This window comes from Streptomyces sp. R-74717 (genome assembly GCF_047305335.1).
GTDB lineage: Bacteria > Actinomycetota > Actinomycetes > Streptomycetales > Streptomycetaceae > Streptomyces > Streptomyces atratus.
Genome location: NZ_CP102361.1, coordinates 9,341,457 through 9,363,739 on the forward strand (window position 1 = coordinate 9,341,457; position 22,283 = coordinate 9,363,739).

Here is a 22,283-nt window from a genome sequence, read left to right on the forward strand (position 1 = left end):
GCCCAGCGGACCGCCCGAAGTACCAACCGTTCACGAAGGGGCGGCTGCGTGATTGCCTGACAGGCTGCCGCAACGGCGTGAGGCGTTAACTACCGTGATAGAAACAGGTGTTATGAAACACGAGGCATACAACGCAGACCAGTTCCACAGCGCTGTTCCGCACTCGGCCCGCGTCTGGAACTACTGGATTGGCGGCAAGGACCACTATCCAGTGGACCAGGAGCTGGGAGATCAAGTCATCGCGAGCTACCCCCAGACGCGGGAACTCGCCCGGGCGTCACGGGCCTTTCAGGCGCGTGCGGTGCGGTATCTGGCCGAAGCGGGAATATCCCAGTTCCTTGACATCGGGACCGGGCTTCCCGTGCAAAACAGCACCCATGAGGTCGCACAGAGCGTCGAGCCGAAGGCTCGCATCGTGTACGTCGACAACGACCCGCTCGTATTGGCACACGCCCGCGCCTTGCTGACAAGTGCACCGGACGGGATGACGGACTACGTGCACGCGGACATGCTGGAAGCCAAGCGGGTGCTCCAGGAAGCGGCGCGCACCCTGGACATGACACGACCCGTGGCCGTGATGGTGCTTTCCACGCTGGGACACCTCCAGCCCCAGGACGGCATCGACCTTATGCACCAGTACATGACCGGCACAGTGGCGGGCAGCTATCTGGTCCTCTGCGACACGGTCGCCACGCCCCAGACGCTGGCTGCGCAGGAGGCTTACGCGGCGGGCGACACTCCGCCGTACCTGGTGCGCCAGCCGGAGGAGATCCTCGCGAGCGCCGAGGGGATGGAGTTGGTCGAGCCCGGATTCGGGTCGATCACCCTCTGGCGAGCGGACGAAGAGGGCCTTGAACCGGTCGATCAGTGGGGATTCGTCGCCCGCAAGGTGTAGAAGTCGAAACCGTCTCCCGCGCCGCACGACGGGGACACCCAGGCCGTGTTCGAGTTTGCGGATCGCCGCAGACGGGGACGGCGGGGACACGAAACAGGGAGCCGCGGCGCGGGTGAAGAACCGCTTCCGGACGAGTACGACCAGGCACCCGGCTGACGCAGCAGCGTGCCCCCCTGCGCTCGATGCCCCGGTCTTTTACAGGGGCACGATGGTCGCTTCGGTTGCCTTGATGCTCGTCCATACCGGCACGCCGTCGGCGAGGCCGAGTTCGGCGGCGGCCTGTGGGGTGATCTCGGCGACAAGGTCCGGTGCCTTGGGTGAGGTGATGAGGATCCGGAGGCGGCTGCCGCTGGCGGTGATCTCGCGGACGGTGCCCGGCCAGATGTTGCGTGGACTGCCGCCCGGTTTGTCGCGGTGTACGGAGACGGCTTCCGGGGCGATGACCGCCAGCGCGGGCGTTCCGGCCGGCAGGGGGTCCGCAATGAGGAGTCGACCTCCGCCGGGGAACTGGAGCCCGTCCTCGGCGGAGGTGCCGGGCCAGGCGTTGCGTCCCATCATGCGCGCTACCCAGGGGGAGCGGGGGTGGCGGGTGACCTCGGAGGGCGGGGCGTCCTGCAGAGCGCGGCCGTCTTCGAGGACGAGGACCCGGTCGGCGAGGGAGATGGCTTCCACGGGGTCGTGGGTGACGATCAGGCAGACCCCGCCGAAGGTGTCGAGGTGGGTGCGCAGGGTGTGGCGTACGTGCGCACGGGTGGTCTGATCGAGGGCGGCCAGGGGTTCGTCAAGGAGGAGCAGGCGAGGGCGCGTGGCCAGGGCCCGTGCCAGCGCGACGCGTTGGGCCTGTCCGCCGGAGACCTCCGCAGGCTTGCGGGCGGCGAGATGCCCGACGCCGAGGCGGTCGAGCCACTTCTGGGCGCTGCGGCGGGCCTCGGTGCGCGGCACACCGCGGGCGCGCAGCCCGTAGGCGGTATTGGCGAGCGCGGAGAGGTGAGGGAAGAGGGCGCCGTCCTGGGGGACCCAGGCGACGCCGCGGCGGTGCGGAGGCAGGCTGCTGACGTCGAGGTCTCCGAGCCGCAGTGCGGCGTGGGCTCGTGGGGTGAGGCCGAGGAGAGCACGCAGGAGGGTGGTCTTGCCCGCGCCGTTGGGGCCGACGACGGCGATGGTGGTACCGGGCTCCGCGTCGAGCGTGAGCTGGTTGAAGCCTGTGACCTCGGCGCGCAGCGGCCACCCCTGCTGGGGAGCTTCGGGATCGGTATGGACGGGCCCGGCAGTAGGTGCGTCCGCCGGACGGCCGGGATCAGCCTCCTCGCCCCGGGGCCGTGGGGCAGTCGCGGCGGTGCTCGGGGTGCCGGTCCAGCGTCCGCGCAGCGCGATGAGTACCACCATGGCGATGGCGAGGAGCAGCAGGGAAACCGAGGTGGCGGCCTCCGGGTTGTCCTGGAGGAGCAGGTATACCTGGAGCGGCAGGGTCTGGGTGGTGCCGGGGAGGTTGCCGGCGAATGTGATGGTCGCACCGAACTCACCCAGCGCTCTCGCCCAGGTCAGGGCGGCGCCTGCGGCGAGTCCGGGGGCCACCATGGGGAGCGTGATGGTGAAGAACACCCTGACCGGCGAGGCACCCAGAGAAGCGGCCGTCTCCTCGTAACGGGGATGCAGTCCGCCCAGTGCCCCTTCGAGGCTGATGATGAGGAACGGCATCGCGACGAAGGTGGCGGCCAGGACAGCGCCGGAGGTGTGGAACGGCAATGTGATGCCGAAGGTGTTCTCCAGCCAGGGGCCGACGAGGCCGCGGCGGCCGAAGGCCATGAGGAGGGCGACGCCGCCCACAGTGGGCGGCAGGACCATCGGCAGGAGGACGAGGGAGCGGACGAATGCCTTGCCGGGGAAGTCGACGCGGGCCAGCAGCCAGGCCAGCGGGACGCCGAGAACGAGGGAGAGGCCGAGCGCCCAGGCGGAGACGAGCAGCGACAACTTCAGCGCCTGGGTGGTCCCCGGGCTGGTCAAGTGGGAGCCGAGGTCGCCCCACGAGGTGCGGGCGAGGATCCCGGTCAGTGGCAGCATCAGGAAGGCGATGGCCAGCAGTGCGGGGATCGCCAGGGCGACAGGTGTGCGGGGGCCCGGTGCGCGGCTGCGGAGGCGTCTCATCGAAGATCCTTGATGCTCGAAGTACCTGTGAGGGCCGCCCCGTCCGGGGGAGTGGGCGGCCCTCACAGGTGGAAACCGGCTACGGCTGCTGGAAGCCGGCGTCCTGGAGGATCTTCTGGGCCTCAGGGGTGGACAGCCACTTCACGAACGCGGTCGCGGCCTCGGTGTTCTTGGAGGTCTTCAGGGTCGCCGCCGGGTAGGAGGCGACAGCGTTCTGCGCGTCGGGGATGTCGATCGCGTCGACCTTGTCGGTGGCTGCGGCAGCGTCCGTCTTGTAGACGAGACCGGCATCGGCCTCGCCGAGTTCGACCTTGCTGAGTACGGCGCGGACGTTGGGCTCCTGGGACACAGGCTTCACGTCGATCTTCTGGGCGTCCAGGATCTGTTGGCTGTAGCGGCCGACCGGCACCTCGGGGGCGGCGAGCACCACCTTCAGCTTGGGGTCGGCGAGGTCCTTGAGGTTCTCGACCTTCTCCGGGTTGCCCTTGCCGGTGGCTATGACCAGACGGTTCTTGGCGATGATGGCCGGGGATCCGGTGTCGGACTTCAGGCCGTCCATCGTCTTGGTGTCTGCGGTGACCAGGGCGTCGGCAGGCGCACCCTGCTTGACCTGGGCGGCCAGTTCCTGCGAGCCGGCGAAGGAGAACGTCACCTTGGTGCCGGGGTGTTCCTTTTCGTACGCCGCCCCGGCTGTCTTGAAGACATCGGTGAGCGAGGAAGCGGCCAGAACCGTCAGATCGGCCTTCGGTGCGCCGGTGGCGGACTCAGCGGCCTTCTCGCCCGAGTCCTTCTTGTCGTTGTCGTTGTCGCTGCCGCAGGCGGTCAGCGGAATGAGGAGCGCCGCCGTGACGATCGCGGCTGCGGTACGTCGTCCGGTGAGGGTGAGGGACATGAGGGTGGGACTCCTTGGGGACGCGGTCGGCTGGTGCCGCCCGAGCGGATGGTGGTGAGCCGCGCCGGGAACGGGCGACGCCGCTTGGTGGGGCACAGGGTGCTGTCTCAGGTCCGGTCGATGTGCACGCTGGTCGATTTCACGCGGGCGGTTGCCTGCATGCCGACCTCCAGCCCCAGTTCCTCGACCGCTTCCCGGGTCAGGAGAGAGACGAGTCGGTGTGGGCCGGCCTGGATCTCGACCTGGGCCGCGACATCGCCGAGCTTGACGGCGGTGACGATGCCGGGGAAGGCGTTGCGGGCCGACGTGTACGACGCGTCGTCCTCGCCGGTGCCGCTCTGGGCCACCTCGATGGAGAACGCGGCCAGGTCCCGGCCGTCGATGAGGCGGCGCCCGCTCTCCTCGCGGTGGGTCGCGACCCGTCCGGCATCCGCCCAGCGGCGGGCCGTATCGGGACTGACGCCGAGCAGACGTGCGGCCTGTCCGATCGTGTAGGACTGCATGTGCGACACATTAGGGGCTGTGGGCTCGCAATAACAATCTGTAATGCGAAACTCCATGGCAGATGCGTGACTGTTCAGAGGAAGGCCCAAAGGTCCTGTGGGCGGGGCTCACCGGCTTGAGGCGCAGGTCGCGAACGCCGTCTCCGATTTGCCAGGTGGCTCGCCGGATCGCCCTCGCGCCTGCGACAGGAGTTCCAGTCGGCAACATGACAGGTATCTGCGGTGAAGACATCAGACAAGGAGATATCTGGCATTTCATCCCGAATTCGAGGCGCTTCTTCATGAGCCTGAGCATCCGCAATCAGCTCCCCGGGATCGTCGCCGATGTCGTCACCGGGGGCGCCATGGCGAGCGTCAAGATCTCCGTCGAGGGCGGCGAGCTGACTGCCGCGATCACCAAGGACGCGGTCACCGATCTGGAGCTCGCGTCCGGGGTGTCCGTCGTCGCACTGATCAAGTCGACGGAGATTTCCCTGGCTGCGGTCTGATCTTCGGGTGGGAGGCGATTCCGTTCTACCCGGGAGTTGCCCACGCCCCGACCCATACGCGTGTGATGGCGCTGATGTAGCGCGCGCCGCAGCGGTCGGCGGGTACCACGAGCTGGCTACCGACCGTGTCCAGTTCCTGATTGTCCATCCGGGTGGCGAGCAGGACAGGGGTGTTGCCGAAGTCGGCGTCGATCTCCGCCCAGGACAGCACCGTGTGGTGGCCGTCCCGACCGGTGACGGCCAGCAGGAAACGGGAACGGTTCTTGCGCCGTTGCGGGGCGAAGGCAGGGCCGGCGCCCAGGACCACCTCGCGCAGCAGTGGACCTTCGAAGCTGTGGCGCTGCGGGCCGCTGGTGGCACAGTCGAAGACGACCTCGGTCCGGTGCTGCTGCCATCCCTCCCGCAGGTCCCGCACCGTCAGTGTGGCCGGTCGGTCGACATCCCCGCGCAGGGCGAAAGAAGCGGCACGTACACGAGGTGTGCGGGGTAGCGGGCTGAGTCGGCTCATCGGATTCCCCAGGTCGGACGGCCCGCAGGGCGGCTGCCAGAAGTTATGCCCCGTCATCGGCCCATGGAATCGCAACTATGAGGCGATATCCGTCTGCAGCCTCGCTTTTGTGAGGTCCCGGCAAGATGCTCTGTGGCATCCTCCGGTCATCCGCCCACGGATCGCCCGGCCCGGGCACTGGGCCGGAGCGAGCCGGACGCGGTCGCGGGTCAGGGGCAGTTCGGTGAACCGGATTCCGGTCGCGTCCCGTAGCGCTTTCGCGAAGGCCGGGGCGATCGGATCGAAGCGGCTCTCGCCCATCGTTTTCGCCCCCAGCGGGCCGATCGCATCGGCGGTCGCCATGAAGTGGACCTCCGCGCGGGGATGCCGGCGTACTGAGGCACCCGGTACTGGCGGAACGCGGCCGTCGTGACTTCGCCACGATCGTTCAGACGGACGTTCTCGAACTCGACCGCAGACTCGACCTGCAGGCTGCACTGCTGTGCCGCTGACCGAAGTGGTCCCTGTTCAGTTCAGTTCTGGCTGCCCAGCCGATCGATGTGCACGTTCGTCGACTTCACTCGCGCCGTTGCCATGACCCCGACCTCAAGGCCGAGCTCGTCGACGGACTCGCGGCTGATCAGTGACACCAGCCGGTGCGGCCCGGACTGGATCTCCACCTGAGCCACGATGTCGTCGACCTTCACAGCGGTGACGATCCCGGCGAATGAGTTCCGCACCGACGTCAGCACCTCACCGGGCACCGGATGCAGACCTGCGGCGCGCTCTTTGGCGAATGCCGCCAGGCTCGCACCGTGGATCACCCGGTTCCCCGACCCGCCCCGGTCCATCGCGAGGTGGCCACCGTCGGCCCAACGGCGAACGGTCTCGGGACTCACAGCCAAGAGCTCCGCTGCCTGGCCAATGCTGTACGAAGGCACCTGGGCACTCTAGGCCAAGGCGGGATTCACCAGCGCACCGGCTCCGACCTTCCCGGGCCGGACGCCAGGGGCTCCCCTCGCGTATGAGCCCGCATCGCCTACCGTCCGGACCAGCGACGCCACCGAAGTGCCGATGTCGGTGGATGCCCCCTCCGCCACCCGGCCGTCGGCGACCTCACCCTTGCCTTCGAGGTCCTTCCCGTACCGACCGACCCGGGTCTGACGCTCACCGCGCTGAGTGCCGAGCCCGGCACCGCATCGGACGACCGTCTCAAGCTGCTGGCCAGTTGGGCCGCCGCACTCGACCAGAGCGGCCGGCCGAACACCAGGATCACCAGCGGCGAACACACCACGCACCAGCCCTGAGGAGTGTCCTCTCGGTCCGACAGCCGGCCAGGGCGCCGACAGGGGTTTCCCGGAGTCGTGCTTGCGTAACGCCCTGACGGCATATGGCCCCGTCGGCGGTTCTGCGGTGCGGGTGCCGAATACCGGCGCGGTCACGCCCGGGCGGTCGGCGATCCAGCTCAGGGCTACCTGGGAGGGGCTGGCGCCGGTCTCCTTCGTGATGCGGGCATGTGCACCTTCGTGAGGGGGCGAGCCGGGAAGCCCGGCTCGGGCGGAAGTGCTGTGCGGTGGCCGGCAGCTTCTCCGATGCCGTCACGCAGGCACAAGCGCCGGCCCGCCCCTCGTGCTTTCTCACCTGATGCGGTGATTCGGGATGTCAGTCATCTCGATGGGAGATGAGCGTGCGGTGTCCCGGCGCCCGGAATGGGTGAAACCGGATCACTGCTGGGGGATCCCGTGCACTGGGTGCTTGCTCAGGATGGAGACGCGGTTGAACGCGTTGATGGTGATAGCCACCCAGATCACTGCGGATATCTCGTCGTCGGTGAGGGCTTGGCGGGCTGCGTCGTAGGCGCTCTCCTGTGCCACGGCGTTCGCGGGTTCGGTAGTAGCCTCCGCCAGGGCGAGTGCCGCGCGTTCCCGCGCCGTGAAGAGTTCGGTGTCGCGCCAGGCGGCCAGCACACCCAAACGCTGGGTGGTCTCGCCGGCGCGCAGTGCGGCACGGGTGTGCACGTTGAGGCAGTACGCGCAGCCGTTGATCTGTGACACGCGGAGATCGATCAGTTCCACGAGCGTGCGGTCCAGTCCCGCGTCGGCGGCGACCGCGCGTACCGCTTCGGCTGTCTCGACCAACGCGTGGTAGGCCTTCGGGCTCTGCTTGTCGACGAAGACCCGCTTGCTCACGGGGCCTGTTGCCGTGTCACTCAACCTGGACTCCTTCACGGGCCGCTCCCGGCCCTCGCTCGCTCTGTCGTGCGCCTGACCGGCAACACATCGGCTTATCATCAGAAGCAATTGTTGAACATGAAATAGTCCTTGAGTGAGAGGGGTGTGCGATGAGCAACATCGAGAGGGATCCCACCGAGCTTCGCTGCGGGACATCGGGCCATGGTGATCATGTGCCGAAGGTCGACGTCCTCTCCGCGCGGGACGTCCCGTTGGGCGGTCCGAGGGCGATGACGGTACGGCGTACGCTGCCGCAGCGGGCCCGGACATTGATCGGGGCCTGGTGCTTCGTCGACCACTACGGCCCCGACGACGTCGCCGACACGGACGGCATGGACGTCGCGCCCCATCCGCACACCGGACTGCAGACGGTGAGCTGGCTGTTCAGCGGGGAGATCGAGCACCGGGACAGCATGGGCAGCCACGCGCTCGTCCGGCCTGGTGAGCTGAACCTCATGACGGGCGGGCACGGCATCAGCCACTCGGAAGTCTCCACCACTCGCACCACGATCCTCCATGGCGTCCAGCTGTGGGTGGCGCTTCCCGAAGAACACCGGCACACCGGCCGGGACTTCCAGAACTACGTCCCGAGCCCGGTCCGGGTGGACGGAGCCGAAGTCAGAGTGTTCCTGGGGACGCTGGCAGGTGACACCTCTCCGGTGCGGACCTTCACGCCCCTGCTCGGTGCCGAACTCATCCTTGAGCCGCGCTCGACGACCACGCTTGACATCGACACCGGCTTCGAGCACGGCCTTCTCGTCGACCGCGGGGATGTCCGTATCGCTGGAACAATCCTCCACGCGGCGGAGTTGGGCTACGTCGGCACGGGAAGCGGCACCCTGACGCTGGCGAACGAGACGGATACCGATGCTCGGGTAGTCCTGCTCGGCGGGACGCCGTTCGAGGAACAGATCGTCATGTGGTGGAACTTCATCGGTCGTTCCCACGAGGAAATCGAGGAGGCCCGGCAAGCGTGGGTGGAGGGCTCCCGCTTTGGTGAGGTGCACGGCTACGACGGCGGCCGGCTGCCTGCTCCCGCACTGCCGTCGGTGGCGCTGAAACCGCGGGGCGGGTGCGCTGACCTGGGGTGATGGGCCCGCCGGTGATTCCCGTCGTGTGCTCTCGCTGCGTCCCCTCGCCGGTGCGGCGGGGGGACGCAGTTGTGCCTGCCGTGGGTTGGCTCCTCGGGCGGTTGGCAGTTGCATGTGTTGGCACCTGCGACCAGGTCTGATCGAACACTTGCTGACCCTTTGCTGACGATACTGATGCGCAATCGGATTGGTGGGGTCACCGAACCGTCGACGCCGACCCTGCTTGGCCAGTGCTCACCACGAGTCGCTCGAGCTGTGCGAATCCGGGTAGTGAGCGAAATGGCTGCATTGCTACATTCGTTTTGCCTTTGATGGCCCTGCTACGGCGTGACGCACCCTGTGCATTCCGGATTGCTCGCAGAAATCACGGCGTCCGTAACGTCACGTCCCTGCATGAGGGCGGCTCGCTCCCCGGTGCGATCCAGGCCGACGATCTCGGTACGTGCCTCATGAAGTTGTCTATGGGGCCGGGCTGACCTGCGTCGTTGTGTCTTGGGTGGCCTATGACCTGCGCGGATGAATCTTTCAGTAGGGTGCCAGCACTCTGAGTGACCGCCGAGCCATGGGGCCGCTCCCGCCAGCGGCTGACGGAGTTGGGCGTGAGGGGCAAATGCTGGCCGTTGCTGGTCCCACATGGCACAGGTTGTAGAGACCGTCCAGCCGCGTCCAAATATTCCAGGACAGGCGCGTAATGCCGGCTCAAGGCATTACGGTCCGGGGGAGTCGGCACAGTTGGTGAGAGCTGTGTGACGGCGGTCCAGTCGCCGGGATGATCGGGGTCTGTCCAGGCCAGGGCTCGTGCGGCGTCGACGGGGGTGTAGGCGTCCTTGCCGTAGGACCAGGTGCCGTGGCTCGGTTTGAGGGCCATGACGAACGGTAGTCCCGCCGCGTGGAGTTGCCTGCGGAAGCTGTCCTGGTCGCCGTAGGCGCAGTCGGCGGCCACGGCCCGGAAGGCCACCCCGGTGGCCTTGGCGGTGCGGGCGAGTTCTGCGGCGATCTGCAGTTTCGTGCGGAAGCCGGGATCGCTCCTGCCCTTGGGGAAGTGATGGGCGGGGCTGTAGGGCACCGCGTGCAGCGGGTAGTAGAGGTTCTCATCAGCCCAGCAGGTGGTCACCGTCATGATGCCGTTGTCTGTCTTGCCCAGCGGGCCCAGCCACCGCCGCCCGATGTGCGCGGTCGCCTTCCCGTCCTTGCGGTCCCCGGAGTCGTCGATCACCAGCACCCCGCCCGCGTGCGGCGCGGTCGCGGGGTCCGCCAGCGGCAGTTCCACCCTGCGGGTGTTGACCCGCTCGTGATCCCACGTCGACTCTGACAGGAAGAACTGCAGCCGCTGCACCGAGGGGTTCTGGGCCCCGACCACCGGCTCCGTGCCGGCCAGGCAGGTCAGGGTCTTGTTCCGGCCCCGCGGTAGCAGCAGCCCCGCGAGGTACTCACGGAACCCGCGGCGCTGTGCCAGTGTGGAAAGCAGGTCATCGAAGCGTGGCGCATAGGCTTCCAGCGGCCCCGGAGCGGGCGGACACGGCAGACGACGGGTCATCACAGCCCCCAGGCGGCGAGGCGAGATACCTCTGCTACCGGCCTACTACGACCCTGACCCCCGTCAACAAACCACCGCTAGGAGCGGGTGGCGGTCGCGCAGCTGTTGCCCGTGGCCGTCGTGCCGTTGCTCGTGCCGGTCGGCTTGCTGCGGTCGTACGGATCGACCTGGTGGGTCTCGTCGGCGGGCTGCTCGTCGGCCGTGCCGAAGGGTGGCACGAAGTAACCAGTCGGGGCGGAGCAGCCGCCGTTGGTCATGTCGAGCGTGTACGAGACGAGGGACATAGTGCCCGGTTCGGTGATGACCTTGGCCGGGTCGTCCCAGCTCATCACCACCTCGCGCCGCACGATCGTACGGACGACCTCGGCGTCCCGCCCGCCGTCGCCCGCCGGGGTGACCGGGTACACGAAGGTGACGTCCGCCGTCACCTCGACCGCCCCCTGTTTCCCCTCCTGGTACGTGAGCCGGCCGCGTGTCTTGACCACGTCACCGATCAGCCGGGACTGCTCCGGCCGGAAGCGGCTGAACAACAGCAGCGGGTCGGTCTTGTCAGTGGGCGCCGTCGACGACAGGGCAGTATGGAGATACTCCTGGATGTCCTTCTGGTGCGGGTTCAGCAGCGCGATCGCCTTCGTGGGCCGCTCGCCGCGCAGCACGCGGGAGTTGAGCCCCGCGGCCACCAGGAAGTCCCGGCTCTGCCGCAGTGCCCGCTCGACCTGGGCGGCGTCCATCCAGCCGGTCGCTTTGGCCGGTGGCACCGTGACCCCTGCCGCTCCGTCGGCCCAGCGGGCGGCAGGCGAACCCCGGAAGGGTTCGGCGAGGGTAGGGTGCAGATCCCGCTCGGCGCCGGGAGCCTCCCGCGGGCTTTCCGACTCGGCGGCCAGCGGCGCCCCGTCCTGCCCACCGTCGTTGCCACCGAACCAGCCGACGACCTGCTGCGAAAAAAGCCCCACGACCAGGAGGGCCACGACCGCCACCAGCCCGGTCACGTACCAGCCTGTCCTGCGCCGGGGCCGGGCCGGTGAGTACGTACGCCAGCCTTCCGGCTGCCCGGAGCGCTCCCGCAGCCGCCGCTCCACCTCACGGGCGCGCGCCGATGGCTCCACGGGAGCCCCGGCCGCACCCGTCACCGATTCACGGAGGAACCGCTCCCACTCCTCTTCGGACACGGACGACCCGTCCTGCCCCCCAGCCCCGCTCACACCGCACTCCCGTTCTCGCTCGATTGCCCGATGGCTCGATCGCTCGACCGTCTGATCAGTTGACTGTGCACCGGTCCATCGAGAGCCGTCCGTATGATCGCATGAGCAAGCCGCCAGCCTGCCGGGGCGGTGGGTGAAGTGTCAGGTCGCCGCGCTGTCCGCCGACACGGGCGTGGGCGTGACATTTGACGACAGAACCTAGCGGTTAGACGCAATACCGGTGACTTTGAGGGTGTCGGTTCGTTGTGTTGAGTGTGCCAAGGCCGGGACAGGTGAAGTCGGTCGGGGGCGAGCGGTTTTCGGATCGCATCGCTCTCGGAGTGTTAACGCGCACGTTTACGCCGGATCTGGTGGACGAGGTGGTGGCGGAGTGCGGGCGTGTTGAGCAGCGCCAGCGGCTGCTTCCGGCTCGGGTGGTGGTGTATTTCGTGCTGGCGATGTGCCTGTTTTCGGGGCAGGGGTATGAGGAGGTCGGGCGTCTTCTCACGCAGGGTCTGGAGCGCCAGGGCCGCTGGGCAAAGGGGTGGCGGGTGCCTACGAGCGGAGCGATTGGGCGGGCGCGGCTGCGGCTGGGGCCGGAGGTGTTGAAGGCGTTGTTCGCCCGGGTGTGTCGGCCGGTGGCGGTCCCGGGGTCGCGTGGCGCGTGGTTTCGGGGGCTGCGGTTGGTTGCTGTGGACGGGACGACGTTCGATCTGCCGGACACGGTGGCGAATGCCGGGTCTTTCGGGCGTCCGGGGACGGGTCGTGGTCAGGGCAGGAGTGCGTATCCGCAGGCCAGGGTTGCGGCTCTGGTCGAGTGCGGCACTCATGCGGTCTTTGCTGCCGAGGTCGGTCCGCTGGCGGTGCACGAGACCGTGCTGGCCGGGCGCCTGTTCTCTTCGTTGGCCGGGGGGATGCTGCTGATGGCCGACCGCGGGTTCCTCGGATTCGACCTGTGGCGGGCCGCCGCGGCAACCGGCGCCGACCTGCTCTGGCGGGTCAAGAGCAACGCGGTGCTGCCTGTGGTGAAGTCGCTGCCCGATGGTTCCTACCTGTCGGAGATCGTCGCCGCCCGTGACAAGAACCGGCGGGCCGACCCGGCCCGGGTCCGCGTCATCGAGTACACCCTTGGCCCACGCGGGAAGGACGGCACCGTCTACCGGCTGGTCACCACCCTCCTCGACCCGGACACTGCGCCGGCGGCGGAACTTGCCGCGCTCTACGCCGAACGCTGGGAGATCGAGACCACGCTGGACGAGATCAAGACCCACCTGGGCGGGCCACGGCTGGTCTTGCGCTCCCAGCACCCGGCCGGGGCCGAGCAGGAGATCTTCGCGTTCCTCCTCGTTCACCATGCCGTGCGGGACCTCATGCACGGAGCCGCACGACAGGAGGGACACGATCCGGACCGGATCTCTTTCACGCGCGCCGTGCGCGTTGTCCGCCGCCAGGTCACCGCCCAGGCGGGTTTTTCCCCCCTCCCGACTCACGCGGGCCCTCGCACAGACTCTGCTTGAAATCGGTCAACGGCTCCTGGAACCAAGGCGGTTACGCTCCAATCCCCGTGTCATCAAACGCAAGATGTCCAACTGGGCCCTCAAACGCACCGAACACAACAACCAGCCCAGGCTGGACACCCCAGTCATCACCCTCGTCGGACCCACCAAACCAGCCCCGACCTCCCGGAAAAAGACCTAAATCACCGGTATTGCGGTTAGACGACGCTTTCCGGGGCAGTGCGGGCCGGCCGCTGTTCTATGCCCTGCTCAAGGAGACCGGCGTGTTCCCGGCCAGCGCGCCGCTGCGGCTGCGGGTGCTTCGGATCGAGGGCCGTCGCAGCGTCGAGCAGATCGTCGACGGGTACCGCATCGAGTGCCGGGCCGTCCGTGATCTGCTGGTCGAGTACTTCACCGAGCGGGCTCCCGAGCTCGACCACGTCTCGCTGCGTTCCATCGCCCGCAACGTGTGCCGGTTGTTCTGGCGCGACCTGAAGATCCACCATCCCGGCATCGACTCACTGCGACTGGCACCGGAGGTCGCGCAGGCGTGGAAGGATTCCCAATGACGTTGTCAACCCCGGTCGGTGACGCCTTGTGACTGGGTCATGCCGCTGTGGCGGCAGGGCCGGGGGTGACGGCCTCGAAGGTCCGGTGGTCGCGTATCAGGGCCCAGAGCACGTTCAGGCGGCGTCTGGCCAGCGCGAGGACGGCCTGCTTGTGGGACTTTCCCTCGGCGCGTTTGCGCTGGTAGAAGGTCTTGGACTGGGGGCAATGCACCGCGGCGACCTGGGCGGAGAGGTAGAACATCCGCAGGAGTCGGCGGCTGTAGCGTCTGGGCCTGCGCAGGTTGCCGCTGACCTTGCCCGAGTCGCGGGGGACGGGAGCGAGTCCGGCGACGCCGGCGAGCCGGTCGGGGCTGCCGAAGGCGGTCATGTCGCCGCCGGTCGCGGCGATGAACTCGGCGCCGAGCATGTCACCGATGCCGGGCATGCTGGTGATCACTTCCGCGTCGGGATGCTCGCGAAACCGGCCCTCAATGAGGGCGTTGAGCTCGGAGATCTCCTCATCGAGGGCCATCACCTCCCTGGCCAGGGTGTGGACCATCTTCGCAGCGGTCTTCTCCCCGGTGACGACGGTGAACTGGGCCTCGGCAGCGGTCACCGCGGTGTCGGCGGCGCTCTTGGCGGTGCTGAGAGTGCGGACGCCGTGGTTCTTGAGCCAGGTGGGCAGCCGGGCCCGGCCGATCCTGCGCAGGGCGGCCGGGGTCTGGTAGCCGGTGAGCAGGATGAGCGCGGTCTTGGACTTGCTGTAGTCGAAGGCCCGTTCCAGGGCGGGGAAGTACTCCAGGATCTGGGCCCTCAGCCGGTTGATGGCCCTGGTGCGGTCGGCGGACAGGTCCATGCGGCGGGCGGTCAGGATCTTCAGGTCGACCGCGATCTCGCTGGTCTCCTGCAAGGGCTGGAGGTCGCGGCGCATGCGTGCCTGGTCGGCGATGACGAAGGCGTCCTTGGCGTCGCTCTTGCCGTCGCCCCGGTAGGCGCCGGAGGCGTGGTGGACGGTTCGGCCGGGGATGTAGAACAGCCGCTGCCCGTGGTTGACCAGCAGGGCGATCCACAGCGCGGCCCCGCCGGCGTTGAGATCGACCGCCCAGGTCACCGGGCCACCGTCGGCCAGGTCCAGGACATCACCGAGCAGTTGCAGCAGCTCGTCCTCGTTGTTCGGTACCCGGCGCGAGAGCACCTTGGTGCCGTCCGTGTCGATCACGGTGCAGTGGTGTTCGGCCTTACCCGCGTCCGTCCCCGCCCACAGTTCGGGCACCCGAGCCTCCCTCGTCGTTCTCCTGTGCTGTCCCAGCAGACGACCTCGCTGTCACGTCCATACGAGCGATTCGGTTTCGCGCATCCCAATCAGCAGTCGAGTCGTCGCAGGATGCCGGGCGGCTAATCCTTCCAAGCCACGAACGCGGCACCCGCATGACAGCCACACCCGGCATCCCTGGGTGTCCCGATCTTACGAATGACCGCGATCAACCCACGAAGAAAGGTATGGAACGCATGGCCCACATTCGTGACGCCGAGGGCCTCCCGGTGCGGCCACGGGTGAACTTCCGCAGCGAGCTTGTGTTGGTCCGGGCGTTCTACCAGGACATCGCCCGCTGGGCCACCGACGATCCGGCGCGGTGGGCGCCCTGGGTGGCGCCGTGTCCGATCAGGCGAGCGAGTGCGCGACCAAGAAGTCCAGGTCCGGGGTGAAGTCCCGGATGGACCAACGGACCAGGACCCAGCTGTCGCTGCTGCCCGCCCTTCTTCGGGCTGTCGACCGGCAGCGCGAAGGACGCCGAGGCCCGCATCACCGCGGCTCGCGCGACGCCGGCCGGAGAACGGTTCATCGTTGCTGGACAGGAGTTCGAACGCTGCCGGTCCGGGCAGGCTCGCCGCGTCCACGTCACCGAGGTTGCCACCAGCAGGCGGCGGAACCTGACCCAGGAGGAGGAAGCGGCGTTCTGGTCCTGGGCGACGGTGGAAGTGCTGCGGCACACCGGCATCCGGATCGAGGAGATGCTTGAGCTCACCCACCACAGCTTCATCGCCTACACCCTGCCCACCACCGGCGAGGTGGTGCCGATGCTGCAGGTCGCCCCGTCCAAGAGCGATGTGAGTGCCTGCTCCTGGTCTCCCCGGAGCTGGCGGAAGTTCTGACCGCGGTCATCTTCCGGGTCCGGGCCCAGAACGCCGCCCTGCCGCTGGTGTCGGCCTACGACGTGTTCGAGCAGACCTGGAGCCCGCTCATGCCTTTCCTGTTCCAACGCAGGTACGGCACCGAGGACCGGCCACTGACCCGCCGCTACATCCGCGAGTGCCTGGCCGCCACCTCGCAGTCCGCCCAGATCACCGCGGCTGGCGACCCGCTCGAATGGCGCCCTTACGACTTCAGAAGGATCTGCGTGACCGACGCCATCCGCTCCGGACTGCCCCCGCACATCGCCGCGAAGATCTGCGGACACGCCGCTCTGGACACCACCATGGGCTATGCCGCGATCTACCCGGAAGACGTGATCTCCCATCACCGGGCCTTCATCGCCCGTCGCAGAACCGAGTGGCCCAGCGAGGAGTACCGCGAGCTCACCGCGACCGAGTGGGACGAGTTCCTCGCGCACTTCGAACTCCGCAAGGTCGCCCTGGGGACCTGCGGCCGCGACTACGCGAGCCCTTGCCAGCATGAAAACGCCTGTGTGAGGTGTCCCCTACTTCTCGTCGACCCGGCCCAGAAGCCATGCCGCGGCACCACACGCCTGTACGAGGTGAAGGCGACCAGTGAGTCCGACACGGAGCGGATGGAGTTCGAACTGGGTGTCTCCGAGGAAAAGGCGGCGCGAGAGTACGCCCGCGGGACCCGCTATCGGATCTTGCTTATCACCTCTGCCCTCGATCCAGAACGGCGACGGGTGTCCGAACTACCAAACCCATTCACGGCGGCCGGACGTGACCGGTTCCTGGTAGTAGGCCGGGGGCTGCGTTACCAGCTTTCCCCGACCCATCGAACATCCCGCCCGACCCCGAAGAAGTAAGAGATCAAGTACACCGGTCACAGTGCGGTGAGGGAACAAGCGCCGTGTCTACTTCTCTGATTGATCTACGACATCGAGCGATCGTCCGCCAAAGACGACGCCGACTTCACAGCCCCGAGTTCCGGCGGTGGCCGGCGCCTTAGCGGTGGTTTGTTAAACCGGGGGATGTCCCAGTCGTCGCTGCCGAGGTGACCCTGGCCCCCGAGCCACGCGGTGCGAAAGCTGCGTTCATCGCACATCTGCCTATGCCGCTATCTCCTGTGACCGAGTTCTTGGGTCGGTCACTTCGAGTCTCACGGAGGCTGCCAGGGCGGCCCGTACCCGGCTTTTCGAGGACCACCAGTTCTCATCCGGCCGTGGCCCCCTGCGTCGTTACCTCGCCGTCGGCTTTCACACGACGCGTGCGAGCCGAACTCGCCAGCTTCTCGGCAGCCACTTCACGGGTGAGGTCCTGGATCTCGTCGCCCGCCTCGATGGCTGCGCGCCTGACTTCGAGGGTCAGGCCGACCGACGTCTTGATGATGCCCCGCACCAGCGGTTTCGCCACCCTCTTGACCAGAGGGGCCGCGATCAGGCCAACGAGGAAGGGAGGAACTACAGGGGGCATGTGCGAAGCCTCTCTTGTTTACACAGCACGGCTGCCGCAGCACGTGCCAATACCGCCTGGCCGGTGGCGCTGGGCCGGAATTTCTCCCCCACCGAGAACACCGTAGTCGGCCCTCGGCCGATACGCCCGGGGGGCCGACGCCTTTCATTCATTCGGGCGGAGGCACGCCGGAGCAGACCGCGGCTGCGGAACGGGATCAGAACGGGTCCGGTGCGCCCGGCGCGTGTTCGTCCAGCAGTGAGCCCACCACCTGCACAACGAACTCGGGTACGCGGTCCGGAAAATCGTGGCCGGTTCCCTCCGGGGTGTAGACCCTCCGGGCAGTGCTTGAGGCTGCGAGAAAGCGTTCTCTCACGGTGAGGAAGAAGTGCCGTACTCGGGCGCTCTCCTCCGGATCGTCGACCGTGTCGAAGATCTTGTTACCGCCCGTCAGGTCGCGTGGCGCCACGAGGAGGAGGGGGAGCGGGCTGAGCTCGCCGTCGTGTACGACCGTCTGCCAGCCGACTCGGGTGATGCCACCCGGTGACAACTCTCGCAGGATCGATGCCGCGGCGCAGTTCGCCTTGGTCCTGGTCTCGATCACGGCGAGAACCCGCGTCGGGTCCTCGGGAGAGTGCGCCTCGTTCTTGGGCACGAGGGCGTGGAGGCCGAATAGGTGGCGCAGCGCGAGGGCGGTCTGGTCCCTCGCGACATGCCGCAGGGTCGCAAGCGAAGGGCCGAAGGCGACGACATCGGGCGGAGTGGGATCGAGCAGCACCAGACCGGCCACCAGGTCGGGGCGGCGCCTGGCGGCGTTGGCCATGAGCAGTCCCCCGAAGGAGTGCCCCACGAAGACGTAGGGTCCCCTCTCGCCGGCCCGCTCCAGCGCCGTGAGCAGTTCGACGGCTTCGGCTGCCGTCGTGCGTGGGAACGGGCCCGGGTCGCTCCAGCCGGAGCCCGGACGGTCCACCAGGACCGAACGTGTCCGTTCCCGTGTCAGCGCGTGCAGCCGGTACATGGCGTAGCCACCGGCATGGCCGCCCGGCATCCAGACCACGGTGGGCCTCGGTCCGGCATCCCCCTCGGCGAGGACATGCATGCGGTAGCCGCCCACGTCGACCATTCGCCCGGGTGGCGGATACCTCACCCGCACCCGGGCCACATGCACCAGATGGCGGAGAGACCCGAGACCGAGCGCGAGGGCCACGGCGCAGAGCACGCCGCCGAGAATTCGCCAGCCGGTTCCCAGGGTGACGCACCATGCGCCCGCGGCCGCCGGCAGCAGGGCGATGGCCAGCCCGGCCCAGTCCCGGCTGAGCAGCTGGAGTATCGCGTCGGCGACACGTGTGCCCGGTCGCATGTTTCTTCACCGTCCCAGCCTTCGTGGCCGCTGCCAGGGACACCGCACGCCTCAGCGCCCGGCACAAGCATCGTCCCCTGAAAACCCCGCGGGCGCCATGCGCGGTGCCGGGCCCCGCCTTCCGTCACAGCCGTACGGCAGTCGCCAGGGCCGGGGTGCAAGCATGGCCGGGGACCGGCCACACACGGCGCCCGGCCCTTGTCGGGTGTGTGTGCCGTGGACGTCCAGGTTCCCGATACGGGCATACCACCGTCAGGCCTGGTCCGCGCCGCACGCGCGCGTAAGGCGTGCTGCCACGTCCGCGACCACTTCGGCCTCCCGGGGCACGAGATAGAAGTGGTCCCCGGGGAACGAGCACAGCTCGAAGAAACCCGGGGCGGCGAGGTCGGACCAGGCGAGGACCCGGTCGAGCACGCAATTCGGATCGTCCTGACCGACGTACGCGGTGATCGGTGCCTTGACCGGAGTCGGATGCGGGGGGTGGTAGCCCTCGATGAGCCGGTAGTCCGCCCGGAGGGCGGGCAGCAGCAGGTCACGCAGCTCCAGGATGTCGTAGACCTCCGAGTGCAGGTCTCCGAGGTGCCGGACGTGGGTGATCAGGGTTTCGTCGTCGGCACTGTGCAGTGCGGTGCGTTCGGCCCGCTGGGGGGCTTCGTGCGCGGAGACCAGCAGGTGTTCGGGGACGATGCCGCGGGCCTCCAGCCGCAGGGCCAGCTCGTAGGCGACGCAGGCGCCCATGCTGTGTCCAAAGAGTGCCAGCGGCCGGTCGAGCCAGGGCCGCAGCGCGTCCTCGATCATGTCGGCCAGGGTGGCCATGTCGTCGATGCAGGCTTCCGCGAGCCGGTCCTGGCGGCCGGGGTACCGCACGGCGAGCACCTCGACGTCCTCCGGCAGCAGCGCGGGCCAGCCGTGGAACAGCTGTGCCGTGCCGCCGGCGTGCGGTAAGCACACCAGTCGGAGCCTGGGGTCCGCCGCGGGCCGGTGGACACGGAACCACTTCTTGGCGTCGTAGGCCGTCATCGCCGTCGGAGACCTCCCAGCTGCGAGGAGTTGAGCTTGGAGAGGAAGGCGGGAAGCTGCTCCACCACTCTCCTGGACACGTATGAGGTCTGCACGGTGTGGCGCAGGCGATCGGTCACGACGAGTTTGTAGTCGCTGCCTTCCTGGATGAGTTCGGCGGAATACAGGGGTGTTCCGGTCGCAGACATCTGACCTGCCTCCATCAGGGTCCTTCTTCTCCAGCCATGCCTTCCACGCCGCCGAACGGCGTGCGCAGACGAAAGGCGGCGTGGAGATGTCCGCAGAGCTGCGCCGACGGTACGTGGAGAACACTCATGTCGCGGCGGGCCGTGACATCCGGCGTGCCGGGGATAGTGACTCAGTGCACCTTGGCAGCGCCCGAACCGGCGCCGCGGGCCTTGCCGGCGGCCTTGCTCTCGCTGTCGGCCTGCGCCGCGTGGGCCGCTGCGGCCAGGGGCGTCGACCCGGTACCCGCCTCGGCCCGGCCCGCGGTGCCGCCCTGCGGGGCGCTGGTGTCGGTGCCGTGCTCGGCTCCGTGCGTCATCTGGACGGCGAGCACTTCGGCGGTCGCCTCGGCCGCGAGATCCTGGATTCCCTCGCCGGCTTCGTGGACGGCCCTCTTGACTTCGATTCCCAGGCCCACCGACGTTTTGACGATCCCTCGCATGAGGGGTTTACCCAGCCTTTTGAGCAGGGGCGCGACGATCAGGCCGATCAGGAAAGGAGGTACTACAGGCGGCATGGCAGGACATCCTTCTCTTCTGCCGAGAAAACGATGGCGGAAAGGCAGTTGGAGGTGAACAGGAAAACTGCGATGACATGCATGGATTCCGCATCATCGAACCCGCACCCCTCATCACAGAGAGTATCCAGGGTTGAGCGAACGGCTACCGGTTCCGCCGTGGCCTTCACTCATTCGAGTAGAACGGCCTGCCCATGACGGCCTGTACAGGCCATTCGACGGCCGGAACCCGACGTCACCCACCTTCTTCGGGTGACCACGTGTACCTCTGCTGACGGCCGGACGCGCCGTGCAGTTCTCTCGCCACCCGTCGGCGCAGCGCGGGAAACGGCAGCGTGCCGCCGGCCAGCACGGCCTCGTGAAAGGCGCGCACGTCGAACGTGGCACCGGCGCCGCGCTCGTGCGCTGCCCGCAGTGCCGTGAACTCCGCATGGCCCGCCCGGTACGTCAGTGCCTGTCCCGGCATATCGGTCGCGTAGCGCAGCAACTCGGTCGTGATCTGTTCCTCGGACTCGGCCGCCGCGTGGGCGCGCATCAAGGTGCGCGCCTGCTCCAGCGTCATCGTCCCGAGGTTGAGGCCGGTGTCGACTACGAGGCGCTGCGCGGTGAACCGTTCATGGGCCAGGCGTCCGTATGCGTCCCACGGGTCGTCGTACAGCCCCATCTCCCAGGCGAGCCCCGCCGCGTACTCCGCCCAGCCCTCCTGGAACCCGGCGAAGGTAACCAGTTCGCGTCGCAGGTCGGGCAGCGCGGTGTTCTCGGCCTGACGGGCGAGGTGGAAGTGATGTCCGGGCGCGAGCTCATGGTGGATCAGCGCGGCCGCGCCGAGCAGTGACCGGTGCGCCAGGTCCGAGGCGTTGTAGCGGTAGCGTCCCACCGGTTGCATGGCGGTCGGCGGTTCGTAGTAGCCAAACGTCATCGACGCCTCCAGCGCCGGATCGAGGCGGGCCACGCCGTAGGGGGCGCGGGGCAGGACCGCGAACCAGCGCGGCAGCAGCGGCGTGAGGCGGTCGAGGTGTCCGCGGTAGCGAGCCTCGACCTCCTCCGGGGTGGCGGCGTACAGACGAGGCTCGGTCGCGAGCCGTTCATGGAATTCCGCTTCCGTCCCCGCGAAGCCGAGCGTGGCTCGCATCTCCCGCATCCGCTCGCTGAGTTCGCGGCAGTGTTCCCGGCCGAGTTCGTGGAGGCGTTCGGGTGGTGTGTCGCCGGATGTGTACGTCCTGACGAAGGCCCGGTACGCCGCTTCCCCTTCCGGGTAGTGGGCCCATCCGACGGCCCGCGGTGCCCGCCTGCGGTAGTCCGGGTCGCCCACGAGGGCGAGGAGGCGGTCGAACGCCGGCTCCAGCTCGGCGGCCACGAGCCCCGCCACCGCGTCGCGCAGGTGGCCCCGGCTCGCCGCGTCGAGTCGGGTGAGCCTCTCGGCGTCCGCTCGGACGTACCGTGCCGCCGATGCCCGTAGGCGGGTGAGGGTGGTGCGGACCCCGGCCAGCGCCGGGGCCGGGATGAGGAAGCCCCGTGCCGCCTGCCCGGCAACCTTGTCACCGATCGTCTCGACGCAGCGGGCCAGATCCCGTACGAGGGACACGTACCGGTCCGCGTCGGCCCGGTGCTCGAAGCGGTACGGGCGGAAGACCGTGTCACCGTATTGCTGGAGGCTGAAGAGCTGGTACGGCGTGGCGGTGGGGGTGAGCCAGTGGAAGCGTCCCGCCTCCGCCTCCTGTTCGGCCAGCGCCCGAAGGAAACCCTCGGTGTCGGCGGCGGGACCGGGCAGCTGCGCGGGCCGCAGCGTGCCCAGCCGGTCCAGCACCCCTGCCGCGAACCCGGCGCGCTCCTCGGCCTCCGCGGCGGACACCCCTGGCAGCGACTCGACCGGCAGCCCGCGGCGTGTCCGCAGCGACGGCTCACGTGCGAGCAGGAAGTCCCAGTACGAGGCCGCGAGTCGCTCGACCTCCCGCGCCGCCGAGCCGTCCGGGAAGTGCGAGGAATGGTTTGCCATGGCGCCAGTGTGCGCGACGAGGTGACGCCACATCAGGAACGGGGAGCAACCGCGAGTCGGGG

The 22,283-nt window shown here is 68.4% G+C and carries 22 protein-coding genes and 4 pseudogenes; 8 read left to right on the forward strand and 18 right to left on the reverse strand.

The annotated features are described in order from the left end of the window. The first annotated feature begins 112 nt into the window (after positions 1 to 112). Positions 113 to 895 (forward strand): SAM-dependent methyltransferase, encoded by a 783-nt coding sequence (locus NRF20_RS42225; protein ID WP_398629259.1) that lies wholly within the window; start codon positions 113 to 115, stop codon positions 893 to 895. A 12-nt stretch (positions 896 to 907) separates the two neighbouring features. On the opposite strand, the pseudogene NRF20_RS42230 reads toward NRF20_RS42225, so the two are convergent. The 4 genes and pseudogenes from NRF20_RS42230 to NRF20_RS42245 all read right to left on the reverse strand — a co-directional run. Then, positions 908 to 1,039 (reverse strand): annotated as a pseudogene (locus NRF20_RS42230) (LysR family transcriptional regulator); the annotation flags it as partial. A gap of 51 nt (positions 1,040 to 1,090) precedes the next feature. Further along, positions 1,091 to 3,040: an ABC transporter permease gene (locus NRF20_RS42235; protein WP_413754269.1), complete on the reverse strand. Its 1,950-nt coding sequence runs from the start codon at positions 3,038 to 3,040 to the stop codon at positions 1,091 to 1,093. Positions 3,041 to 3,119: 79 nt separating this feature from the next. Next, the gene (modA, locus tag NRF20_RS42240) at positions 3,120 to 3,932 is read right to left on the reverse strand and encodes a molybdate ABC transporter substrate-binding protein (RefSeq protein ID WP_398629257.1); all 813 of its coding nucleotides are present in this window, start codon (positions 3,930 to 3,932) and stop codon (positions 3,120 to 3,122) included. A 107-nt stretch (positions 3,933 to 4,039) separates the two neighbouring features. Further along, positions 4,040 to 4,435, reverse strand: coding sequence for a molybdopterin-binding protein (locus NRF20_RS42245; RefSeq protein ID WP_398629256.1), 396 nt, complete (start codon positions 4,433 to 4,435; stop codon positions 4,040 to 4,042). A 287-nt stretch (positions 4,436 to 4,722) separates the two neighbouring features. Between NRF20_RS42245 and NRF20_RS42250 the strand changes: the two are divergent. After that, positions 4,723 to 4,923: pseudogene (locus tag NRF20_RS42250) on the forward strand (TOBE domain-containing protein); the annotation flags it as partial. A 25-nt stretch (positions 4,924 to 4,948) separates the two neighbouring features. Here the strand turns inward: NRF20_RS42250 and NRF20_RS42255 are convergent. The 3 genes and pseudogenes from NRF20_RS42255 to NRF20_RS42265 form a co-directional block, all read right to left on the reverse strand. After that, positions 4,949 to 5,431, reverse strand: coding sequence for a molybdopterin-dependent oxidoreductase (locus NRF20_RS42255; RefSeq protein WP_413754270.1), 483 nt, complete (start codon positions 5,429 to 5,431; stop codon positions 4,949 to 4,951). A gap of 75 nt (positions 5,432 to 5,506) precedes the next feature. Beyond that, positions 5,507 to 5,910: pseudogene (locus NRF20_RS42260) on the reverse strand (hypothetical protein); the annotation flags it as partial. 33 nt (positions 5,911 to 5,943) lie between these two features. Continuing rightward, positions 5,944 to 6,351 (reverse strand): molybdopterin-binding protein, encoded by a 408-nt coding sequence (locus NRF20_RS42265; protein ID WP_398629254.1) that lies wholly within the window; start codon positions 6,349 to 6,351, stop codon positions 5,944 to 5,946. Positions 6,352 to 6,444: 93 nt separating this feature from the next. Between NRF20_RS42265 and NRF20_RS42270 the strand changes: the two genes are divergently transcribed. Next, the gene (locus NRF20_RS42270) at positions 6,445 to 6,717 is read left to right on the forward strand and encodes a hypothetical protein (protein ID WP_413754679.1); all 273 of its coding nucleotides are present in this window, start codon (positions 6,445 to 6,447) and stop codon (positions 6,715 to 6,717) included. 417 nt (positions 6,718 to 7,134) lie between these two features. Here NRF20_RS42270 and NRF20_RS42275 read toward each other — a convergent pair whose 3' ends face one another. Then, positions 7,135 to 7,623: a carboxymuconolactone decarboxylase family protein gene (locus NRF20_RS42275; RefSeq protein ID WP_398629252.1), complete on the reverse strand. Its 489-nt coding sequence runs from the start codon at positions 7,621 to 7,623 to the stop codon at positions 7,135 to 7,137. A gap of 128 nt (positions 7,624 to 7,751) precedes the next feature. On the opposite strand from NRF20_RS42275, the gene NRF20_RS42280 reads away from it, so the two are divergent. After that, positions 7,752 to 8,732 (forward strand): pirin family protein, encoded by a 981-nt coding sequence (locus NRF20_RS42280; RefSeq protein ID WP_413754271.1) that lies wholly within the window; start codon positions 7,752 to 7,754, stop codon positions 8,730 to 8,732. Positions 8,733 to 9,480: 748 nt separating this feature from the next. Here NRF20_RS42280 and NRF20_RS42285 read toward each other — a convergent pair. Together NRF20_RS42285 and NRF20_RS42290 are read right to left on the reverse strand one after the other, a co-directional pair. After that, positions 9,481 to 10,269: pseudogene (locus NRF20_RS42285) on the reverse strand (transposase); the annotation flags it as partial. Positions 10,270 to 10,346: 77 nt separating this feature from the next. After that, positions 10,347 to 11,438 (reverse strand): hypothetical protein, encoded by a 1,092-nt coding sequence (locus NRF20_RS42290; protein ID WP_398629249.1) that lies wholly within the window; start codon positions 11,436 to 11,438, stop codon positions 10,347 to 10,349. 287 nt (positions 11,439 to 11,725) lie between these two features. On the opposite strand from NRF20_RS42290, the gene NRF20_RS42295 reads away from it, so the two are divergent. Beyond that, positions 11,726 to 12,967: an IS4 family transposase gene (locus tag NRF20_RS42295; protein WP_413754680.1), complete on the forward strand. Its 1,242-nt coding sequence runs from the start codon at positions 11,726 to 11,728 to the stop codon at positions 12,965 to 12,967. A gap of 263 nt (positions 12,968 to 13,230) precedes the next feature. After that, complete coding sequence (locus tag NRF20_RS42300) at positions 13,231 to 13,515, forward strand: hypothetical protein (RefSeq protein WP_413754272.1); 285 nt, start codon at positions 13,231 to 13,233, stop codon at positions 13,513 to 13,515. 37 nt (positions 13,516 to 13,552) lie between these two features. Here NRF20_RS42300 and NRF20_RS42305 read toward each other — a convergent pair whose 3' ends face one another. Continuing rightward, positions 13,553 to 14,767, reverse strand: a complete 1,215-nt coding sequence (locus NRF20_RS42305) for an IS110 family transposase (RefSeq protein ID WP_413754273.1) — start codon at positions 14,765 to 14,767, stop codon at positions 13,553 to 13,555. Positions 14,768 to 15,086: 319 nt separating this feature from the next. Continuing rightward, positions 15,087 to 15,338, reverse strand: a complete 252-nt coding sequence (locus NRF20_RS42310) for a hypothetical protein (RefSeq protein ID WP_413754274.1) — start codon at positions 15,336 to 15,338, stop codon at positions 15,087 to 15,089. Positions 15,339 to 15,474: 136 nt separating this feature from the next. On the opposite strand from NRF20_RS42310, the gene NRF20_RS42315 reads away from it, so the two are divergent. Together NRF20_RS42315 and NRF20_RS42320 are read left to right on the forward strand one after the other, a co-directional pair. After that, positions 15,475 to 15,648: a hypothetical protein gene (locus tag NRF20_RS42315; RefSeq protein ID WP_398634618.1), complete on the forward strand. Its 174-nt coding sequence runs from the start codon at positions 15,475 to 15,477 to the stop codon at positions 15,646 to 15,648. Between the two features lie 89 nt (positions 15,649 to 15,737). Next, positions 15,738 to 16,517, forward strand: coding sequence for a tyrosine-type recombinase/integrase (locus NRF20_RS42320; protein WP_413754275.1), 780 nt, complete (start codon positions 15,738 to 15,740; stop codon positions 16,515 to 16,517). Positions 16,518 to 16,863: 346 nt separating this feature from the next. On the opposite strand, the gene NRF20_RS42325 is transcribed toward NRF20_RS42320, so the two are convergent. The 6 genes from NRF20_RS42325 to NRF20_RS42350 all read right to left on the reverse strand — a co-directional run bounded on the left by NRF20_RS42325 (position 16,864) and on the right by NRF20_RS42350 (position 22,221). Then, positions 16,864 to 17,124: a DUF5132 domain-containing protein gene (locus NRF20_RS42325; RefSeq protein ID WP_398634616.1), complete on the reverse strand. Its 261-nt coding sequence runs from the start codon at positions 17,122 to 17,124 to the stop codon at positions 16,864 to 16,866. 196 nt (positions 17,125 to 17,320) lie between these two features. Then, complete coding sequence (locus tag NRF20_RS42330; protein WP_398634615.1) at positions 17,321 to 18,463, reverse strand: alpha/beta fold hydrolase; 1,143 nt, start codon at positions 18,461 to 18,463, stop codon at positions 17,321 to 17,323. 252 nt (positions 18,464 to 18,715) lie between these two features. Next, positions 18,716 to 19,483, reverse strand: coding sequence for a thioesterase II family protein (locus tag NRF20_RS42335; protein WP_413754276.1), 768 nt, complete (start codon positions 19,481 to 19,483; stop codon positions 18,716 to 18,718). Next, the gene (locus NRF20_RS42340) at positions 19,480 to 19,671 is read right to left on the reverse strand and encodes a hypothetical protein (RefSeq protein WP_398634613.1); all 192 of its coding nucleotides are present in this window, start codon (positions 19,669 to 19,671) and stop codon (positions 19,480 to 19,482) included. The genes NRF20_RS42335 and NRF20_RS42340 overlap by 4 nt, the downstream gene beginning before the upstream one ends. A gap of 170 nt (positions 19,672 to 19,841) precedes the next feature. Continuing rightward, a complete protein-coding gene (locus tag NRF20_RS42345) occupies positions 19,842 to 20,225 on the reverse strand; it encodes a DUF5132 domain-containing protein (protein WP_413754277.1) in 384 nt (127 codons plus the stop codon). Between the two features lie 235 nt (positions 20,226 to 20,460). Further along, positions 20,461 to 22,221, reverse strand: coding sequence for a DUF885 domain-containing protein (locus NRF20_RS42350; protein WP_413754278.1), 1,761 nt, complete (start codon positions 22,219 to 22,221; stop codon positions 20,461 to 20,463). Positions 22,222 to 22,283 lie beyond the last annotated feature (62 nt).

What these genes read in the sequence shown, in the direction of transcription:
- NRF20_RS42225 (WP_398629259.1), top strand. Translation starts at nt 113, where the DNA reads ATGAAACACGAGGCATACAACGCAGACCAGTTCCACAGCGCTGTTCCG.
- NRF20_RS42235 (WP_413754269.1), bottom strand. Translation starts at nt 3,040, where the DNA reads ATGAGACGCCTCCGCAGCCGCGCACCGGGCCCCCGCACACCTGTCGCC.
- modA (WP_398629257.1), bottom strand. Translation starts at nt 3,932, where the DNA reads ATGTCCCTCACCCTCACCGGACGACGTACCGCAGCCGCGATCGTCACG.
- NRF20_RS42245 (WP_398629256.1), bottom strand. Translation starts at nt 4,435, where the DNA reads ATGCAGTCCTACACGATCGGACAGGCCGCACGTCTGCTCGGCGTCAGT.
- NRF20_RS42255 (WP_413754270.1), bottom strand. Translation starts at nt 5,431, where the DNA reads ATGAGCCGACTCAGCCCGCTACCCCGCACACCTCGTGTACGTGCCGCT.
- NRF20_RS42280 (WP_413754271.1), top strand. Translation starts at nt 7,752, where the DNA reads ATGAGCAACATCGAGAGGGATCCCACCGAGCTTCGCTGCGGGACATCG.
- NRF20_RS42310 (WP_413754274.1), bottom strand. Translation starts at nt 15,338, where the DNA reads ATGAACCGTTCTCCGGCCGGCGTCGCGCGAGCCGCGGTGATGCGGGCC.
- NRF20_RS42320 (WP_413754275.1), top strand. Translation starts at nt 15,738, where the DNA reads ATGCCTTTCCTGTTCCAACGCAGGTACGGCACCGAGGACCGGCCACTG.
- NRF20_RS42325 (WP_398634616.1), bottom strand. Translation starts at nt 17,124, where the DNA reads ATGCCCCCTGTAGTTCCTCCCTTCCTCGTTGGCCTGATCGCGGCCCCT.
- NRF20_RS42330 (WP_398634615.1), bottom strand. Translation starts at nt 18,463, where the DNA reads ATGCGACCGGGCACACGTGTCGCCGACGCGATACTCCAGCTGCTCAGC.
- NRF20_RS42335 (WP_413754276.1), bottom strand. Translation starts at nt 19,483, where the DNA reads ATGACGGCCTACGACGCCAAGAAGTGGTTCCGTGTCCACCGGCCCGCG.
- NRF20_RS42340 (WP_398634613.1), bottom strand. Translation starts at nt 19,671, where the DNA reads ATGTCTGCGACCGGAACACCCCTGTATTCCGCCGAACTCATCCAGGAA.
- NRF20_RS42345 (WP_413754277.1), bottom strand. Translation starts at nt 20,225, where the DNA reads ATGCCGCCTGTAGTACCTCCTTTCCTGATCGGCCTGATCGTCGCGCCC.
- NRF20_RS42350 (WP_413754278.1), bottom strand. Translation starts at nt 22,221, where the DNA reads ATGGCAAACCATTCCTCGCACTTCCCGGACGGCTCGGCGGCGCGGGAG.